The sequence below is a fragment of the Rhodococcus sp. NPDC060176 genome (assembly GCF_042728675.1).
Lineage (GTDB): Bacteria > Actinomycetota > Actinomycetes > Mycobacteriales > Mycobacteriaceae > Rhodococcus_F.
In genome coordinates this window covers 35,945-52,991 of record NZ_JBHWYS010000013.1, presented here as the reverse complement: position 1 = coordinate 52,991, position 17,047 = coordinate 35,945, and the positions used below count along the sequence as shown (strand labels likewise).

The 17,047-nt window shown below is 61.9% G+C and carries 16 protein-coding genes; 10 read left to right on the top strand and 6 right to left on the bottom strand.

Translation table 11 applies throughout. From position 1 onward, the window contains the following. The first annotated feature begins 121 nt into the window (after positions 1-121). Positions 122-1,051 carry a DMT family transporter gene (locus tag ACFWEM_RS32135; protein WP_378539710.1) on the top strand — a complete coding sequence of 310 codons (930 nt, stop codon included), beginning with the start codon at positions 122-124 and terminating at the stop codon, positions 1,049-1,051. Here ACFWEM_RS32135 and ACFWEM_RS32130 read toward each other — a convergent pair. After that, on the bottom strand, positions 996-1,571 hold the full coding sequence (locus ACFWEM_RS32130) for a 2'-5' RNA ligase family protein (RefSeq protein WP_378539709.1): 576 nt from the start codon (positions 1,569-1,571) through the stop codon (positions 996-998). The two genes, ACFWEM_RS32135 and ACFWEM_RS32130, sit on opposite strands and share 56 nt — an antisense overlap. Here ACFWEM_RS32130 and ACFWEM_RS32125 point away from each other — a divergent pair. The 4 genes from ACFWEM_RS32125 (at position 1,537) to ACFWEM_RS32110 (ending at position 5,427) form a co-directional block, all read left to right on the top strand. Continuing rightward, positions 1,537-2,634 (top strand): isocitrate/isopropylmalate dehydrogenase family protein, encoded by a 1,098-nt coding sequence (locus ACFWEM_RS32125; RefSeq protein WP_378539708.1) that lies wholly within the window; start codon positions 1,537-1,539, stop codon positions 2,632-2,634. The two genes, ACFWEM_RS32130 and ACFWEM_RS32125, sit on opposite strands and share 35 nt — an antisense overlap. Positions 2,635-2,828: 194 nt before the next feature. Beyond that, a complete protein-coding gene (locus tag ACFWEM_RS32120; RefSeq protein WP_378539707.1) occupies positions 2,829-3,713 on the top strand; it encodes an ABC transporter substrate-binding protein in 885 nt (294 codons plus the stop codon). Further along, a complete protein-coding gene (locus ACFWEM_RS32115) occupies positions 3,713-4,669 on the top strand; it encodes an amino acid ABC transporter permease (protein ID WP_019748635.1) in 957 nt (318 codons plus the stop codon). The genes ACFWEM_RS32120 and ACFWEM_RS32115 overlap by 1 nt, the downstream gene beginning before the upstream one ends. After that, entirely contained in the window at positions 4,666-5,427 is a 762-nt protein-coding gene (locus ACFWEM_RS32110) for an amino acid ABC transporter ATP-binding protein (protein WP_019748634.1), read from the top strand. The genes ACFWEM_RS32115 and ACFWEM_RS32110 overlap by 4 nt, the downstream gene beginning before the upstream one ends. 3 nt (positions 5,428-5,430) lie before the next feature. Here the strand turns inward: ACFWEM_RS32110 and ACFWEM_RS32105 are convergent, their stop codons facing one another. Then, positions 5,431-6,276 carry a class I SAM-dependent methyltransferase gene (locus ACFWEM_RS32105; RefSeq protein ID WP_378539706.1) on the bottom strand — a complete coding sequence of 282 codons (846 nt, stop codon included), beginning with the start codon at positions 6,274-6,276 and terminating at the stop codon, positions 5,431-5,433. A gap of 354 nt (positions 6,277-6,630) precedes the next feature. Between ACFWEM_RS32105 and rpsA the strand changes: the two genes are divergently transcribed. After that, positions 6,631-8,118: a 30S ribosomal protein S1 gene (gene rpsA / locus ACFWEM_RS32100; RefSeq protein WP_230813265.1), complete on the top strand. Its 1,488-nt coding sequence runs from the start codon at positions 6,631-6,633 to the stop codon at positions 8,116-8,118. Positions 8,119-8,292: 174 nt separating this feature from the next. Here the strand turns inward: rpsA and ACFWEM_RS32095 are convergent, their stop codons facing one another. Next, the gene (locus tag ACFWEM_RS32095) at positions 8,293-8,508 is read right to left on the bottom strand and encodes a hypothetical protein (protein WP_003944056.1); all 216 of its coding nucleotides are present in this window, start codon (positions 8,506-8,508) and stop codon (positions 8,293-8,295) included. Positions 8,509-8,667: 159 nt separating this feature from the next. On the opposite strand from ACFWEM_RS32095, the gene coaE reads away from it, so the two are divergent. Next, positions 8,668-9,882 carry a dephospho-CoA kinase gene (coaE, locus tag ACFWEM_RS32090; RefSeq protein WP_378539705.1) on the top strand — a complete coding sequence of 405 codons (1,215 nt, stop codon included), beginning with the start codon at positions 8,668-8,670 and terminating at the stop codon, positions 9,880-9,882. A 4-nt stretch (positions 9,883-9,886) separates the two neighbouring features. Here the strand turns inward: coaE and ACFWEM_RS32085 are convergent, their stop codons facing one another. Further along, complete coding sequence (locus ACFWEM_RS32085; RefSeq protein WP_378539704.1) at positions 9,887-10,405, bottom strand: DUF402 domain-containing protein; 519 nt, start codon at positions 10,403-10,405, stop codon at positions 9,887-9,889. 86 nt (positions 10,406-10,491) lie between these two features. Here ACFWEM_RS32085 and uvrB point away from each other — a divergent pair, with 86 nt between their 5' ends. The 3 genes from uvrB to ACFWEM_RS32070 all read left to right on the top strand — a co-directional run bounded on the left by uvrB (position 10,492) and on the right by ACFWEM_RS32070 (position 14,216). Next, positions 10,492-12,654: an excinuclease ABC subunit UvrB gene (gene uvrB / locus ACFWEM_RS32080; protein ID WP_019748629.1), complete on the top strand. Its 2,163-nt coding sequence runs from the start codon at positions 10,492-10,494 to the stop codon at positions 12,652-12,654. A 45-nt stretch (positions 12,655-12,699) separates the two neighbouring features. Beyond that, a complete protein-coding gene (locus tag ACFWEM_RS32075; RefSeq protein ID WP_378539703.1) occupies positions 12,700-13,575 on the top strand; it encodes a hypothetical protein in 876 nt (291 codons plus the stop codon). 188 nt (positions 13,576-13,763) lie between these two features. Further along, entirely contained in the window at positions 13,764-14,216 is a 453-nt protein-coding gene (locus ACFWEM_RS32070) for a universal stress protein (protein WP_019748627.1), read from the top strand. Between the two features lies 1 nt (position 14,217). On the opposite strand, the gene ACFWEM_RS32065 is transcribed toward ACFWEM_RS32070, so the two are convergent. Continuing rightward, positions 14,218-14,625 (bottom strand): hypothetical protein, encoded by a 408-nt coding sequence (locus ACFWEM_RS32065; protein WP_378539750.1) that lies wholly within the window; start codon positions 14,623-14,625, stop codon positions 14,218-14,220. A gap of 137 nt (positions 14,626-14,762) precedes the next feature. Next, positions 14,763-17,045 (bottom strand): HelD family protein, encoded by a 2,283-nt coding sequence (locus ACFWEM_RS32060; RefSeq protein WP_378539702.1) that lies wholly within the window; start codon positions 17,043-17,045, stop codon positions 14,763-14,765. Positions 17,046-17,047: the final 2 nt, after the last annotated feature.

Here is a 17,047-nt window from a genome sequence, read left to right as displayed (position 1 = left end):
CTGGACACATGGCAATCATCGTCATCAGTCTCCTGGTCCTCCTGGTCCTGAACGTACTAGCTCTTGCCGGCCGTACGCCCGACACCCGTCACGACGTCAGTCCTCATGGAGACTTCACTCTGTGAGGGTGAGTCTGGTTTTTCAATACACCGCAGCTGCGGTGGTGTGGGGAGCCAGTTTCCTCTTCATGAAGATCGGGCTCGAGGGTTTGTCCTTCACACAGGTAGTTCTGTGGCGCTTGGTCTTCGGCGCTCTCGCGCTTGTTCTCGTGTCAGCGGCGAGTCGGATCGGCATACCGAGCGACTTTCGCGTCTGGAAACACATGGCGTTTCTCGCAGCGACGCAATGCATTGTGCCGTGGCTGCTGTTCAGTTGGGCCGAGCAGAGCATGTCTTCCGGACTCGCGAGTATCTACAACGCCACCACACCATTGATGACTATGGCTGTCTCGCTTGCCTTTCTGCCGGGTGAGACGCTGACGCGATACAAATCGCTGGGGTTGCTGGTCGGATTCGCCGGAGTGCTGATCGTGTTGGCGCCGTGGAATCTCGGCGTCGGCGGAAGCCTCAGTGCTCAGATCGCCTGCCTGGGAGCGACTGCGTCGTACGGGATTTCGTTTGTCTACCTCAGACGCTTCGTGCTTCCGCTCGGGATCGACACCCGTACTATCGCGCTATTGCAGATCTGTATCGGTGCACTCGTGATGGTTCTCGCCTCTCCGGTCATCGCGAATACACCGATGCACCTGACGCCGGCAGTTGTCCTGTCGATGATCGCGCTGGGCGCGCTGGGGACTGGGCTCGCGTTCATCTGGAACACCAATGTCGTTCAAGGGTGGGGGCCGACTGCAGCGTCGACTGTCACCTACCTCAGCCCAGTCGTGGGCGTCGCGCTCGGGGCAATAGTGTTGAACGAGAGCATCGGCTGGAATCAGCCGGTTGGTGCACTCGCGGTGATCGCGGGAATCCTGGTGACCCGACGAGCAACCCGATCTGTCACAGTGGCGGCGTCAGTAACCATTCCGTCTTCTGTTCGCCGTCCCAGCGCCTGATCGCTCCACTGCGCCCGTGAATCACGTCGGTGCCGACCAGAGCGATGGCCTCACCCAGACGTGCAGGTTCGACGCGCCGGGCGAGCGTCACATGCGGCGTCCACCCGCCAGGCTCGACGTGGGCGGGAAGCGCAGTCGATCCGACTGTTGCTTCGGCTATCTCTCGGTGCAGGTGAAGGAGCGCGCGCGAAGGAATGACCGAGCGGGCCAAGACCATCTGCTTGCCGCCGAATACGACGTAGCCACCCAGCCGGATTTCGAAGTCCGGGGCCGAGAAGCGTCGCTTCAACAGTTCGTCGATCTCCGCGGGGATCTCGCGGGCGACGAACAGCGTGATGTGCGGGCGGTTGGACGGGCTGTAATGGGACGCCTGACTTGGGAATCCGGCGTCGGCGAGAAGCTGCCATTGCGCGCGCACTGCCGACTCACTCACCGGATCGAGGAGCAATTCCACCGACTGGACCATGGTGAGCAATGATTGCCTGATGACAGGTGCGAGCGCAATCGGTACGCCGGCCATGCGGCTGGGACTCATGCACGGCGACGGAATCGGCCACGAAATCGTCCCGGCCACACGGCAGATCGTGGATGCGGCGTTGTCAGCGGTTCATGCGCCGCCCGTCGAGTGGGTCGAGCTTCCGCTCGGGAGCACGGCCATCGACAGCCACGGCACACCGATTCCCGACGAGACCATCGATGCGTTGGAGCTGCTGCAGGGTTGGATTCTCGGACCCCACGACAGTGCGTCCTATCCGGAGAGGTTTCGCGGACAACTCACACCCGGCGGCGTCATCCGGAAGAAGTTCGAGTTGTTCGCGAACATTCGACCGGCAGCAGCGTTTCCCGGTGTCAAGGCGATGGTGCCCGACATGGATCTGGTGATCGTCCGCGAGAACACCGAGGGGTTGTACGCGGACCGGAACATGGCAGTCGGCAGCGGCGAATTCATGCCGACGCCCGACATCGCCTTGGCAGTCGGTGTGTTCACGCGCGCCGCATGTGAACGGATCGCACGCACTGCCTTCGCGTTGGCGTCGCGCCGGCGCAATCACGTCACCATCGTCCACAAGGCTAACGTCCTCACGCTGACCACCGGCCTCTTCCGCGACGCCTGCCGAACCGTCGCCGCAGAGTTCCCACACGTAGTCGTCGACGACGAGCACGTCGACGCGATGGCGGCGCACCTGGTTCGGCGCGGCGGCGACTTCGACGTCGTAGTGACCGAAAACATGTTCGGCGACATATTGTCCGATCTGGCGGGCGAGCTGTCCGGATCACTCGGAACCGCGCCGTCGATCAACGCTTCCGAGACGCAGGTCATGGCTCAGGCCGCGCACGGTGCAGCACCCGACATCGCCGGGAAGAATCGCGCGAACCCAACGGCACTGTTCCTCTCGAGCGCGATGATGCTCGACTGGCTCGGTGATGCGCGTGGCGATCGGTTGTTGTCTGCGGCGGCAGGCCGGATTTCGGACGCCGTTCGCACGACCATCGCGTCGGGCATCGCCACCGCCGACCTCGGCGGTTTGGCATCGACCAGCGAATTTTCCGAAGTCGTGTACGCACACACTCTGCGTCGCTGATTCTTGTACGACAGGCCGGAATCTTGCGAAGTCGGCGACGGTGGAACTCCTGCCGTAACCTACCGTTCGACTGAATTTCGGATGGACGTTGCAAGTGCGGCGATCGACGAGTGGAGAGCAGAGTCGTGGTCGGTGAAAACGCACGGGCACCAAGGCCACGTGGCGTAGGTAGTGGCGCTGGTAGTGGCGAGGGAATGCGTGCCAACCTGGTGCGAGTCTTGTTGGTGGGCTTGATCGTCGCTCTGTGCGGTGGGTGCGTCACCAACAACGAGGGTCTCGTTCCCGAAGGACCTCCACTCGATGTCCAGAAGGTGCCGGAAATCGCTGCTTTCCTGCCGCCCAAGGTGACGGAGTCGGGCAAGTTGCAGGTCGGGGTGAACATTCCGTACGCCCCAAACGAATTCAAGGACGCGGATGGCAACATCGTCGGCTTCGACGTCGACCTGATGAACGCCGTTGCGGCCGTGCTCGGTGTCGAAGCTGTCTTCAACCAAGCCGACTTCGACAAGATCATCCCCGCTATCCAATCGGGAAGCTACGACCTCGGCATGTCTTCGTTCACCGATTCCAAGGAGCGGGAGAAGACAGTCGACTTCGTCACGTACTACAGCGCGGGTATCCAGTGGGCGCAACGTCCGGACAATCCCGTCGACCCGAACAACGCGTGCGGATTGCGGGTTGCGGTACAGACCACAACCACCGAGGACATCGACGAAGTACCTGCCAAGAGCGAGGCGTGCGTTGCCGCGGGCAAGCCGCCGATCGACAAGATCAAGTACGACAGCCAGGACGACGCGGCCAACGCGCTCATTCTCGGTCGAGTCGACGCGCTGTCCGCTGATTCGCCAGTGACCGGCTATGCGATCAAACGGAGCAAGGGCCGGATGGAAGCTGCGGGAGAACCCTTCGATTCGGCACCGTACGGCTGGCCGATCGTGAAGGGTTCGGCCCTTGGACCCGCCCTGCAACAGGCAATGCAATACCTGATCGACAACGGCGTCTATCAACAGATCGCGCAGACCTGGAGTGTCGAGGCCGGCGTCATCGAAGTATCCAAGATCAACGGCGCGGAGAGCTGATGAACATGACAACAACTGAGACTGGCGATCCGGTGCCGATCAAGGCGATCCCACTACGTAGACCTGGTCGTTGGATTGCCGCGGTCGTCGTCGTGGTCCTCTTCGGACTGTTCGTTTACGGCGCGGCGACCAACGAAGCCTTTGCGTGGGGGACTTACGGTCAGTACCTGTTCGACAAACGGATCTCCGCTGGTGCGTGGACAACGATCCAGCTGACGGTGCTGGCAATGGTGATCGCGATCGTCCTCGGGGTGATCTTGGCAGTCATGCGACTCTCTCCCAACCCGGTGCTTCGCGCCGCGGCCTGGGGCTATCTGTGGATCTTTCGTGGAACCCCGGTTTACGTGCAGTTGGTCTTCTGGGGCTTGTTCCCGTCGATCTACAAGAGCATCGATCTCGGTATTCCTTTCGTGCATCAGTTTGCGCACATCAATCTCCAGGACTTGCAGGCAGCGTTTCTGTTTGCGGTGATCGGTCTGGCATTGAACGAGGCCGCATACATGGCCGAGATCGTCCGTGCCGGCGTGAGTTCGGTTAACGAGGGCCAGACCGAAGCATCTGTCGCGTTGGGTATGACGTGGAGTCAGACGATGCGCCGCACGGTCTTGCCCCAGGCCATGCGCGTCATCATTCCGCCGACCGGTAACGAAGTCATCAGCATGCTCAAGACCACCTCACTCGTGACGGCAGTCCCGTACAGCTTCGAGTTGTACGGTCGAGCGCGCGATATCTCGGGCGCCAATTTCGAGCCGATTCCCCTGTTGATGGTTGCGGCAACGTGGTATCTCGCAATCACGAGTTTGCTCATGATCGGGCAGTACTACGTCGAACGTCACTATTCGAAGGGCGCAACTCGTGCACTGACCACGCGCCAGCTTCAAGCACTAGCCGACGCGCAAGGCAAAGCTACGGTAGTGGAAACGCTTCCGGACACACCCGGAGGAGAACGCAAATGACACCCATGGTGAAAGCCGACCGAGTCTGTAAGAACTTCGGCGCACTCGAAGTCCTGAAAGGGATCTCGCTCGAAATCGACCCCGGCCAAGTTCTGTGCCTCGTCGGACCATCAGGGTCGGGCAAGTCGACGTTCCTGCGCTGTATCAATCACCTCGAGCAGGTCAACGCCGGCCGTCTGTACGTCGACGGCGACCTGGTGGGCTACTCGGAGAAGAACGGCAAGCTGTACGAACTCCACCCGCGAGCAGCGGCCAAACAACGCCGCGACATCGGGATGGTGTTTCAGCACTTCAACCTGTTCCCGCACCGCACCGCTCTCGAGAACATCATCGAAGCGCCAACGCAGGTCAAGCGTGTCAGCAAGAAGAAGGCCGTCGAACGAGCGAAGGACCTCCTCGATCAGGTCGGGTTGAGCGCCAAAGCCAACGCGTACCCGGCCCAGTTGTCGGGCGGTCAGCAGCAGAGAGTTGCCATCGCCCGCGCTCTCGCGATGGACCCCAAGCTGATGCTGTTCGACGAGCCGACGTCCGCGCTCGACCCCGAACTGGTCGGTGAAGTTCTCACCGTGATGAAGCAGTTGGCCAAAGAGGGCATGACGATGGTGGTCGTCACTCACGAGATGGGTTTCGCCCGCGAGGTCGCAGATCAGTTGGTGTTCATGGACGGCGGAGTTGTGGTCGAGGCAGGCGAGCCCCGCGAACTCCTGGCCAATCCGCAGCACGATCGGACCAAGGCGTTCCTGTCGAAACTGCTGTAGCCGTCAGGGTTTGACGGCGCTGAAAATTGCAGTGCCCGGAAAGAGTTGGCCGCGGAGGGGACTCCACTGTCCCCATTCGCGGTCCAACCACTCCGGCCATTCGGGCTCGATGATGTCGCGGATCTGAAGTCCGGCCGCGACGATCTCACGAACCCGGTCACCGATGGTTCGGTGATGCTCGACGTAGGTGGGGACTCCGTTGTCGTCGACCTCGACGTACGGGGTGCGGTCGAAGTAGGGGAGCGTTGCCGTCAATCCCTTGGGCCCGGGATCGTCGGGGAAGATCCATCGGATCGGATGGTTGACCGCGAAGACCCACGATCCGCCGGGACGCAGAACTCGGGCGACCTCTTTCATGACCCGTTGTGAATCGGCCACGAACGGGACGGCTCCGAAGGCCGAACAGACGATGTCGAAACTCTCGTCGGCAAACGGCAGGAGTTCGGCACTCGCCTGAATCAACGGGACCGCCGGTCCACCGGCCTTCATTGCGTCCTGTCCGCGCGCCAGCATCCCCATCGAGATGTCGAGGCCGACGGCCCGAGCGCCGTGTCCGGCGAGCCATCGGGCACAGGGAGCCGAGCCGCAACCGACCTCCAAGATGTCTTTGTCGACTATGTCGCCCAGCAAGTGATGATCGCCCTCGTGCAGTCCTTCGGGGCACCAGACGAATTCACCTTCTGCGCTGTTCACGCCCAGAAACTCGCCGTGGGTTCTGTGGTAATCGTCGGCGTCGGCGTCCCACCACGCGCGGCTGGCGCGGTCGCTTGCACTCGAATCGACACGGACCCGGCCGACACCGCTGGTACCGAGAATGGAATTGGCGGCGGCATGGCGCTCGTCAGACATGAACAACACAGTAGAACGGGTGACTCGGCCGCAGGGTACCCGGGTTTGCCCGGCAAGATAGCCGACGCGTAGTCTTACCCACGCGAGTGTCTGTCATCCGACCGATTGTCTATACGAGGTCTTTACCAAGATCATCTTGGCCAGGATCTCGGAGTCAGTCGGAACGAGAGAGCTCGCGGTGCGGTTCTGCGGTGTGGAATGTGATCCGGTATTCGGTTGTTCGTTATTGATGCAGCTGGGTACATAGATCTAGTACTTCCAAAAAAGTACTTCCAACATTTGTACGCCACAGTTGCGCATCTCGTCCGACAAAATCCATCAACCGACCACAACTCGTCCGGAGCAATTCAACATATGCCCTCCACAACCGTCACCTCGCCGCAGGTTGCCATTAACGACATTGGCTCCGCCGAGGACTTCCTCGCCGCCATCGATGCCACGATCAAGTACTTCAATGATGGTGACATCGTCGAAGGAACCATCGTCAAGGTCGACCGCGACGAGGTTCTGCTCGACATCGGTTACAAGACCGAAGGCGTCATCCCTTCTCGTGAGCTCTCCATCAAGCACGACGTCGACCCCAACGAGGTCGTCTCCGTGGGAGATGCGGTCGAGGCTCTCGTCCTCACCAAGGAGGACAAAGAAGGTCGACTGATCCTGTCGAAGAAGCGCGCTCAGTACGAGCGTGCCTGGGGCACCATCGAGGAGCTCAAGGAGAAGGACGAGGCCGTCAAGGGCACCGTCATCGAGGTCGTCAAGGGCGGCCTCATCCTTGACATCGGTCTTCGTGGCTTCCTCCCCGCTTCGCTCGTCGAAATGCGTCGCGTCCGCGACCTCCAGCCGTACGTCGGCAAGGAGATCGAGGCCAAGATCATCGAGCTCGACAAGAACCGCAACAACGTGGTCCTGTCGCGCCGCGCATGGCTCGAGCAGACTCAGTCCGAGGTTCGCAGCGAATTCCTGCACCAGCTCCAGAAGGGCCAGGTCCGCAAGGGCGTCGTGTCCTCCATCGTCAACTTCGGTGCATTCGTGGACCTGGGCGGCGTAGACGGTCTGGTTCACGTTTCCGAGCTGTCTTGGAAGCACATCGATCACCCGTCCGAGGTTGTCGAGGTCGGCACCGAGGTCACCGTCGAGGTTCTCGACGTCGACCTGGACCGCGAGCGCGTCTCCCTGTCGCTCAAGGCAACGCAGGAAGATCCGTGGCGTCAGTTCGCCCGCACGCACGCCATCGGTCAGATCGTGCCCGGCAAGGTCACGAAGCTGGTTCCGTTCGGTGCGTTCGTGCGCGTCGAAGAGGGAATCGAAGGCCTCGTTCACATCTCGGAGCTCGCTGAGCGCCACGTCGAGGTTCCGGACCAGGTTGTCGGCGTCGGCGACGATGCACTCGTCAAGGTCATCGACATCGATCTCGAGCGTCGTCGTATCTCGCTGTCGCTGAAGCAGGCCAACGAGGATTACAACGCCGAGTTCGATCCGTCCAAGTACGGCATGGCCGACTCGTACGACGACCAGGGCAACTACATCTTCCCCGAGGGCTTCGATCCCGAGACCAACGAATGGCTCGAGGGCTTCGACAAGCAGCGTGAAGAGTGGGAGAACCGCTACGCCGAGGCTGAGCGTCGCCACAAGATGCACACCACTCAGATGGAGAAGACTGCTGCAGACGAGGCCGCTGAGGCTGCCACCGCTGCTGCCGGCTACTCCTCGGAGACGGCTGCTGCAGACGACACCGAGGCTCCGGCTGCTGCCGGCTCCGCTCCGGCCGAGTCTGCTGGCGGATCGCTTGCCAGCGATGCACAGCTCGCCGCACTTCGCGAGAAGCTGTCGGGCAACGCATAAGGATTACCGCTTGATCTGATCAAGCGTGATCTGTGAAGAACCCCGCCCCTGCACTTGCAGGGGCGGGGTTCTTTTCCTGTCAGGTATCACTTGCCGGCGGAAGATTGCGTGAGTGAACACAAAAATGACCGGCACCGAATGGTTGCCGGTCATTTTGTATTTCGTGAAGAGAACTCAGTTTGCGGGAGCAGGCACCCAATAGGTGGCGGTCGCTTCGGCTGTGCGCTTACGCATCGATGCGAAGCTGTGTCGGCCTTGGCTCACGAGCATCGTGAACCACGTACGACGGTGCTCTGCCAGGGCAAAAGCAACTTCGGGAAACTCTATGCAGTGCACGCCGTTCGGCATTCCGAGGCGGTGCTGACCGTGATGGTCGCGATCTGCTCGCATGGCGTCCACTTTCTCGAGAAGTTGCAGGTACAGGTGCGTTCGCTAGAACATAACCGCACGGTCACCGAAATTGTGGTATTTGAGCCTCGAAGGCCTCGGCGTGTTCGATCCGTAGGCGTGTCTGAATCTCTCGGGCGCAGAGATGAGAGACTGTCGAGTGTGTTGAGAGTAGGCCTCACTGGAGGCATCGGAGCCGGTAAGTCGACAGTGTCGAAAATCCTCAGCGAACTGGGAGCCGTCATCGTCGATGCCGACTTGATCGCCCGAGAAGTGGTCGAGCCCGGTACTCCTGGACTTGCCGCTCTGGTCGATGCATTCGGCGACGGGATTCTGTCCGAGGACGGCAGCCTCAACCGCCCCGCGTTGGCGTCATTGGCGTTTGCCGACGACACGTCACGCGGAACTCTGAACGGCATCCTTCACCCATTGATCGGTGCGCGGACCATGGAGCAGATCTCGTCCGCGCCGTCGGATGCAGTGCTCGTTCAAGACATTCCGCTCTTGGTCGAGGGTTCCATGGCGCCGGCATTCAACTTGGTCGTCATCGTCTACGTCGACGAGGAGGAGCGAGTTCGACGCCTGGTGGGCTCACGCGGTATGCCGGAATCCGACGCGCGTGCGCGTATCGCAGCGCAGGCAAGTGACGATCAGCGTCGTGCTGTTGCCGACGTGTGGCTCGACAACAGCGGCGAGCCGGGTTCACTTGACGACGTGGTCCGCGACCTGTGGGCGAATCGACTTGTTCCCTTCGAGAAGAACCTCCGCGAGGGCACGGTGGTGCGCGCGCTTCCCGAGCTGACTCCTGCTGACCCGACGTGGCCGGCGCAGGCGGAACGAATCATCGGCCGGTTGTCACTGGCGGCCGGTGACCGCGCGCGCCGTATCGATCACATCGGATCGACCGCAGTGCCTGGTCTCGATGCCAAGGACGTGATCGACATTCAGATCACTGTCGAGCACCTCGGCGTTGCCGACGACCTCGCGCAGGATCTGACCACTGCCGGGTTCCCCCGGATCGAGCACATCGTCGCTGACGACCCGAAACCGTCGTACCTCGGTGGCGAGACCGATCCGGCGGTCTGGGCGAAGCGAATTCACGGCAGCGCAGATCCAGGCCGCCGCGCGAACATCCACATTCGGGTGGACGGTTGGCCGGGTCAGCAGTTCGCGATCCTCTTCCGTGACTGGCTTCGCGCCGACGCGTCGGCGCGTGCCGAGTATGCCGAACTCAAGGTCAAGGCAGCTTCGAGCGCTGCCGGCATCGACGACTACGCCTCGGCGATCGACGCCTATCTGGGGGTCAAGACCCCGTGGTTCGACGCCGCATTCCACCGGGCGTGGGAATGGGCCGAGAAATCAGGCTGGTCCCTCTAACGGCTCAGCGCCACGTGACCGGCATGCCCAACGAGTCGAGCCAGGCGTCGAGGTTGTGACCGTGGGCGGCGACACCGTCGATGGCTCGGGCAGCGTTCAGCATTGCGCGCTCGGACGTCTTCGGGTCGAGGATTCCGACGGTGTTCGCCTCGAGCAACTCGTCGACGTCGAGCAGTTCGATGCTGTGTCCGGTCTGCACGATCAGGTCCAGGTAGTGGTCCTCCGAGGTCCACAAGTGCTCGCCGCGGGTGAATTCACCGATGTCGACGTAGAAATCCCAGTCTTTGACGTGTTCCGGGGTGAAGTGGAAAATCGATGCCCGAATTCCGAGTTCGGGAATGATCCAGGACTCGAGATAGTGAAACTGGGGATGGTCGGCGTGGCGCGCCATGTACAGCCCCCACGGTTCTTCGCGGTAGTGCTCGACCGGGCGAACGAAACCCTTGGGATCGACGTTGGTGCGAGCTGCGATGTCGAAGGTTTCGACCTTCGGCCGGTGAATGTGGGGACGTTCCTCGCTCATGGTCGAAGAACCTACCGCCGAAGTGCGATTTCAGCTGAATGCGGACGAGCGGGCATTGTGTCGGTGGGTGCGCTTACCCTGGTTTCATGGCGTTTGCTTCCGAACATCCCGTGGTCGCCCATTCCGAGTTTCGTCCGGTTGGTGACATCGAGCGCTCAGACGCGCGCTTCGAGGTCGTCAGTCCGTACGAACCGGCAGGCGATCAGCCGGCGGCTATCGCCGAGCTGGAAAAACGGATCAACGAGGGGGAGAAGGACGTCGTCCTCCTCGGTGCGACCGGTACCGGTAAGTCCGCGACCACAGCGTGGTTGATCGAAAAGTTGCAACGCCCCGCTCTGGTGATGGCTCCGAACAAGACTCTGGCTGCTCAGCTCGCGAACGAGCTTCGGGAAATGCTTCCCAACAATGCGGTCGAGTACTTCGTCTCGTACTACGACTACTACCAACCCGAGGCGTACATCGCCCAGACCGACACCTACATCGAGAAGGATTCGTCGGTCAACGACGACGTCGAGCGGCTGCGCCACTCGGCGACGTCCAGTCTTCTGTCACGACGGGACGTGGTCGTGGTGGCCTCGGTGTCGTGCATCTACGGCCTCGGTACCCCGCAGTCGTACCTCGATCGCTCGATTCAGCTCGACGTCGGTGTCGAGGTACCGCGCGATGCATTCCTGCGTCTACTCGTCGATGTCCAGTACAACCGCAACGACATGGCGTTCACGCGAGGTTCGTTCCGCGTGCGCGGCGACACGGTCGAGATCATTCCGTCCTACGAAGAGTTGGCGGTACGCATCGAATTCTTCGGTGACGAGATCGAAGCGCTGTACTACCTGCATCCACTGACCGGTGACATCGTTCGTCAGGTCGACACGGTCCGTATCTTTCCGGCGACACACTACGTCGCCGGCCCAGAACGCATGGAGCGTGCGGCCAAGGACATCGAGGCAGAACTCGAAGAGCGGCTCGCCGAACTCGAGGGCAAGGGCAAGCTTCTCGAAGCTCAGCGTCTGCGCATGCGAACGCAATACGACCTCGAGATGATCAAGCAGGTCGGGTTCTGCTCCGGCATCGAGAACTACTCGCGCCACATCGACGGCCGCGGTCCTGGAACTGCCCCCGCAACGCTGATCGACTATTTCCCCGAAGATTTCCTTCTGGTCATCGACGAGTCGCACGTGACCGTCCCGCAGATCGGCGCCATGTACGAAGGCGATATGTCGCGCAAGCGCAACCTGGTCGAATTCGGATTCCGGCTGCCGTCGGCCACCGACAACCGCCCCCTGACGTGGGAAGAATTCAGTAAGCGGATCGGTCAGACCGTCTACCTGTCGGCAACCCCCGGCAAGTACGAGTTGGGTCAGTCCGGCGGTGAGTTCGTCGAGCAGGTGATTCGCCCGACCGGATTGATCGATCCCGAGGTCATCGTCAAACCCACCAAGGGGCAGATCGACGATCTCGTTCACGAGATCCGTGAGCGCGCCGAACGCGACGAGCGTGTGCTGGTGACGACTCTGACCAAGAAGATGTCGGAAGACCTGACCGACTATCTTCTCGAACTCGGTATTCGCGTCCGGTATCTGCACTCGGATATCGATACGCTCCGGCGAGTCGAGCTGCTCCGGCAGCTCCGCCTGGGGGAGTACGACGTGCTGGTCGGCATCAACCTCCTGCGTGAGGGACTCGACCTTCCCGAGGTGTCGCTGGTCGCGATCCTCGATGCCGACAAGGAAGGCTTCCTCCGTAGCTCCACCAGCCTTATTCAGACGATTGGTCGAGCGGCTCGAAATGTGTCCGGCCAAGTGCACATGTATGCGGACAAGATCACCGCATCCATGGCGCAGGCGATCGAGGAAACCGAGCGACGGCGCGAGAAGCAGGTCGCCTACAACGAGAAGATGGGCGTCGACCCGCAACCGCTACGCAAGAAGATCGCGGACATTCTCGATCAGGTGTACGAGGAGGCGGAGGACACCGCAGCTTCGGTCGACGTCGGGGGTTCGGGTCGCAATGCGACGCGCGGTCGGCGCGCACAGGGCGAGGCCGGTCGTGCGGTCAGCGCCGGTGTGTACGAGGGGCGCGATACCAAGTCGATGCCTCGCGCCGAATTGGCGGATCTGGTCAAGGAACTCACCGATCAGATGATGAATGCTGCACGCGACCTTCAGTTCGAGTTGGCTGGGCGATTGCGAGACGAAATCTCGGATTTGAAGAAGGAACTTCGAGGGATGGACGCCGCAGGCCTCAAGTAGGTCGCCTCGCGCACGTTCGTGCTCGCGCCCGCTACGGTTTCAGGTATGGATGCACAGACTGCAGGCAAGACCGCGCGGACTCTCGAACTTCTTCACTCGCTGGCCTACTTCGTGCCGGAGACGGAGAAGGAACTTGTCGGCGTCGGGTTGGAACCTGGCCGAATGGTGTACTTCGCGGGGCGATCAGCGCCGCTCGGCGCTCCGCCCGCGACTGTCGTCACGGCCACCTTCTTCAACTTCAATCCTGAACTGATCGCCAGTGTCATTCCGCGTGCCTGGGAATTGGCAAGGGCCACAGAGGTTGTCGCGGCGCGGTATCGAGCAGTCGACGCTGCGTACGTCCGCCTGTTCGGTGCAGATGTGACGGGGTCGGCGGACATGGCCGAGGCCGCCGAACTCGTCTCGATCGCGGCGCAGAACATTCCCGGAGTGGACGGCCGCCCGCTGTACGCGGGTTGGGCGTCGCTCGACTGGCCGACCGAACCGCACCTGCGTTTCTGGCATGCGCTGACACTGCTGCGTGAGTATCGCGGCGACGGCCACATTGCTGCCCTTCAGACCGCGGGATTGAACGGACTGGACGCGTTGATCACGCACACAGCCACGGGAATCGGGTTTCAGCGTAAGTTCGCACAGACTCGCCGCGGGTGGTCGCAGGAACAGTGGGACGAGGCAGTGGAAAGCCTGAAGGATCGCGAACTGCTCGACCGTTCGTCCGGTGCGCTGACCGAGGACGGGCAGGAACTGCGCGACGTCGTCGAAGACCTGACGGACGACCTTGCGCTTGCCCCATGGGATGCGCTCGGAGAAGAAGGTGCCAAGCGATTGCTGGAATTGGCGACGCCGTGGCGTGGTGCCCTGGTCGAGCAGGAAGTTTTCCCGGCGGCGCTGTTCGGGCCTCGCTTCGGCAAACTTCGCTGATCGGTCACTACGGGACAAATGTGTCTGTGACTGATGATCACATTCACTGTGGGCTTGTGGCGTGTACTGCAAATAACACTATCCGCGGCACAATCCCGCTAATGTCAGCGCAGCGGTTGTCGAGCGGGCGCAACAGCGTTGCGCCCGTTGCCGGCCGTACCGTCCGTCCCGTAACCATGGAGGAATGAATGAGTGCCTACCGGACCGTTGTCGTAGGAACCGATGGCTCCGAGTCGTCACTGAAGGCAGTCGACAGAGCTGCCGCCATCGCCAGTGGCTCGGACGCTCAGCTCGTCATCGCGTGTGCGTACTACCCGGCCGATCCCAAGGACGTGAGCGCTGCCGCTGATGCGTTGGGTAACGAGGCCTACCAGGTCACCGGTTCCGCTCCGACCTACGAGATCCTTCGGACGGCCCGTGAGCGTGCACACGCCCAGGGCGCCAAGGACGTTGTCGAACGCGCCATCGTCGGCGCTCCCGTCGAATCGCTTCTCGCTTTGCTCGACGAGGTGAAGGGCGACTTGCTGGTCGTCGGAAATCGCGGATTGAACACTCTGACCGGGCGTCTACTCGGATCGGTGCCTTCCGATGCCGCGCGCAAGGCGACGTCCGACGTTCTGATCGTGCACACCGTTCGTTGATTTACCGGCAGTAGTCGGCCTCGGCCGCATCGACGAACACTTCAGCCAGCTGATCAGCGCTGGGAAGTGGCGTCGATGCGGCCGAGCCGTTTCCGCTCGTGATCACCGGTTCGCTCGTTCCATTGAGTGATACCTGCCGCAGATTCGCGATGATCGTCCCTCGATCCGTGCCGGCCGCGAGCTGCTGGCAGACGCCGTCACCGAGCGCCTGCAACATGTCGTCGGAAAACGCGGGGTTCACCCCGGACGACGCGATCGCCGCTCGCAGACGTTCGGCGTCGTCCACCGGGGTTTCTGTGGGTGCGGCAGCAACAGCAGCGATGTCGTCGCTGCCTGCAGCTGCCGTCGAACTCGAATCGTCTTTTGAACAACCTGCGGTCACCGCTGCCAGCATCCCGACACCGATCATCACGCGACAGATTTTGCGGATGGGTGCGGCGGAACTTGCGGGCAGGCCAAGCACGAGGGGTCATTCCTTCAGTCGTCGACACAAATCGGAGTGACACCACCATTCGTGGTGTCACGCACGAACCTACTCCGTGAGGCTCACGAATCGAAGGCCAACTCTGCGGCCTCGACGCCGTCGAGAACCGCGGGGAGCGACTCGATGTGAATGATGCCGAGCCTCTGGGTAGCTCGGGTCAACGCGACGTAGAGGTCGTTCATTCCCCGGGGTGACTCGTCGAGAATGTCGGCGGGTTCGACTATCAACACGGTGTCGAACTCGAGCCCCTTGACGTCCTTGACCGACAGGACGCTCACGGTCTCGCTCGCAAGGCCCGCCAGATCGGCAACAACTCCGGAGCCGGCGATCACGGCGGTGATACCGGGGTGCGACTCGGACTCGATGCAGCGGCGCACGGTCGATTCCAATTCTTCGGCCGTGGTCTTGAGTGCCCACGGCGCGAATCCGCTGTCGCGCACCGACCGGGGCACCGACTGCTCCGGGTCGATCTCTTCGAGCACGCGGTGAGCGACATTCATGATCTCCGACGGAGTTCGGTAGTTCACGGTCAGTTCGGTGAGCTTCCAGCGCTTGGCGACGTAGGGCTCGAGGATCGTCTGCCAGGACGAGGTTCCCGCAGGATCGCCGGTCTGGGCCGTATCGCCGACCAACGTCATCCACCGATTCGGTATGCGCCGCATCAGCATTCGCCACGCCATCTCGGAGAGCTCTTGGGCTTCGTCGACGATCACGTGACCGTAGGTCCAGGTTCGGTCGCCGGCAGCGCGCTCCGCCGTAGTCTGGCGCTGGCCTTGATCGTGGCGCTGGGCGAGTTGGCTGGCGTCGATCAAGTCGTACGCCATCAGGATCTCAGGATCCATCTCGTCCTCGAGGTCCTGTGGTGCGGAGCCGGTGAGGATGTCGAGAGCACCCTGGGCGTCGGCGATCTGTGCACGCCATTCGCGTTGTGCGCGTTCGCGTTCGGCGGCATCGTCGACGCCGAGTATCTCGGCGAGTTCGTCGAGAAGGGGAGCGTCGGCCGCACTGAATCCTGGCCCGACGCTCTGCAGAAGCTCGTCGCGTTGTCCGTCGTCGAGTTGCGGCGCTGCCTTGGCCAACCTCGCCGGAGACGTCCACAGTTCCGCGAGGATTTGCTGCGGCGACAACTCTGGCCAGAGCTTTCCGATGGCGGACATGATGTCGGAGTCCTCGCGCATCTCGTCGCGAATGTCGGCGATGTCGTCCCGGCTGAGGAGTGAGCCGCCGTCGACGAGGTTTCCGCCGATGAGTTCGGCCATCTGCAGCGCCAACGCCTCGATGACCGCTGCTACGAAGATCGGGCGCGCCAGGTTGTGTGGGCGACGCGACGATCGAGCCCGACCGCGCGCCTTCGTGACGGTTTTGCGATCCAGCTTCAAGTCGTACGTGTCGAATCGCAGGGTGATCGGCTTGGACGGAACTTCCTGTCGATCCCTGACGGCGTTCTTGAGCACGTCGAGAATCGCGAGCGAACCCTTGATCTCACCGGCGGCGAGGGAATCGGTACGTGTTGCGCGCACTCCGGGGTACAGGTCACCAATCGTCGAGAGCAGGACGCCGGTCTCACCGAGTGAAGGGAGGACCTGGCTGATGTAGTCGAGGAAGGTCGCGTTCGGCCCGATGATGAGAACGCCGGCCTTGGCCAATTGCTGACGGTACGTGTAGAGCAAGAAGGCGGCACGGTGAAGTGCGACAGCTGTTTTGCCGGTACCCGGACCGCCCTGGACCACCAGAACGCTCTTGTGTTCGGAGCGGATGATGGCATCCTGCTCGCTCTGGATTGTCTCGACGATGTCGTTCATCTGGCCCGTACGTGCTGCGTTCAGAGCATCCAGGAGTGCGCTCTCACCGGCGACGCCGCCGGCTTCGGTGACTACTCCGGCGGCGCGGGCCGCATCGAGGTCCAGGTATTCGTCGTTGATACCCGTGACCGTGCGGCTACGGCTGCGAATATGACGTCGCCGTTTCACACCTTCAGGTGCCGCCGGCGTCGCCAGATAGAACGGCCGTGCCATCGGGGCGCGCCAGTCGAGGAGCAGCGTTTCGTAGTCGTTGTCGGTGTCCAGAATTCCGAGTCGGCCGACGTAGCGTCGCTCGTCGTCGAAGTCGATGCGTCCGAAACACATTCCGTTCTCGGCTGCGTCGTACTTGGCGAGATCCTCGGTGTACATGGCATTGAAGGATTCGCGTTCACTGCGTGCCTGCGGGGTGCCGCCGGTCTCGAGGAGGACCGTGCTCAAGCGTGTTTGGGCATACTTTCGAAGATCGTCGAGACGGGAGTACAGCATCGTCACGTACTGCTGCTCGAGCTCTTGCTCGTTCAGTGACGGGTCCGCGTCGGGCAAAG

Bases quoted from the DNA above. Each gene is read 5' to 3' on its own strand.
- ACFWEM_RS32130 (WP_378539709.1), bottom strand. From the start codon at position 1,571: ATGGCCGGCGTACCGATTGCGCTCGCACCTGTCATCAGGCAATCATTG.
- ACFWEM_RS32125 (WP_378539708.1), top strand. From the start codon at position 1,537: ATGACAGGTGCGAGCGCAATCGGTACGCCGGCCATGCGGCTGGGACTC.
- ACFWEM_RS32120 (WP_378539707.1), top strand. From the start codon at position 2,829: ATGCGTGCCAACCTGGTGCGAGTCTTGTTGGTGGGCTTGATCGTCGCT.
- ACFWEM_RS32105 (WP_378539706.1), bottom strand. From the start codon at position 6,276: ATGTCTGACGAGCGCCATGCCGCCGCCAATTCCATTCTCGGTACCAGC.
- ACFWEM_RS32065 (WP_378539750.1), bottom strand. From the start codon at position 14,625: ATGATCGGTGTCGGGATGCTGGCAGCGGTGACCGCAGGTTGTTCAAAA.
- ACFWEM_RS32115 (WP_019748635.1), top strand. From the start codon at position 3,713: ATGAACATGACAACAACTGAGACTGGCGATCCGGTGCCGATCAAGGCG.
- ACFWEM_RS32075 (WP_378539703.1), top strand. From the start codon at position 12,700: ATGGATGCACAGACTGCAGGCAAGACCGCGCGGACTCTCGAACTTCTT.
- ACFWEM_RS32085 (WP_378539704.1), bottom strand. From the start codon at position 10,405: ATGAGCGAGGAACGTCCCCACATTCACCGGCCGAAGGTCGAAACCTTC.
- ACFWEM_RS32110 (WP_019748634.1), top strand. From the start codon at position 4,666: ATGACACCCATGGTGAAAGCCGACCGAGTCTGTAAGAACTTCGGCGCA.
- ACFWEM_RS32070 (WP_019748627.1), top strand. From the start codon at position 13,764: ATGAGTGCCTACCGGACCGTTGTCGTAGGAACCGATGGCTCCGAGTCG.
- uvrB (WP_019748629.1), top strand. From the start codon at position 10,492: ATGGCGTTTGCTTCCGAACATCCCGTGGTCGCCCATTCCGAGTTTCGT.
- ACFWEM_RS32095 (WP_003944056.1), bottom strand. From the start codon at position 8,508: ATGCGAGCAGATCGCGACCATCACGGTCAGCACCGCCTCGGAATGCCG.
- rpsA (WP_230813265.1), top strand. From the start codon at position 6,631: ATGCCCTCCACAACCGTCACCTCGCCGCAGGTTGCCATTAACGACATT.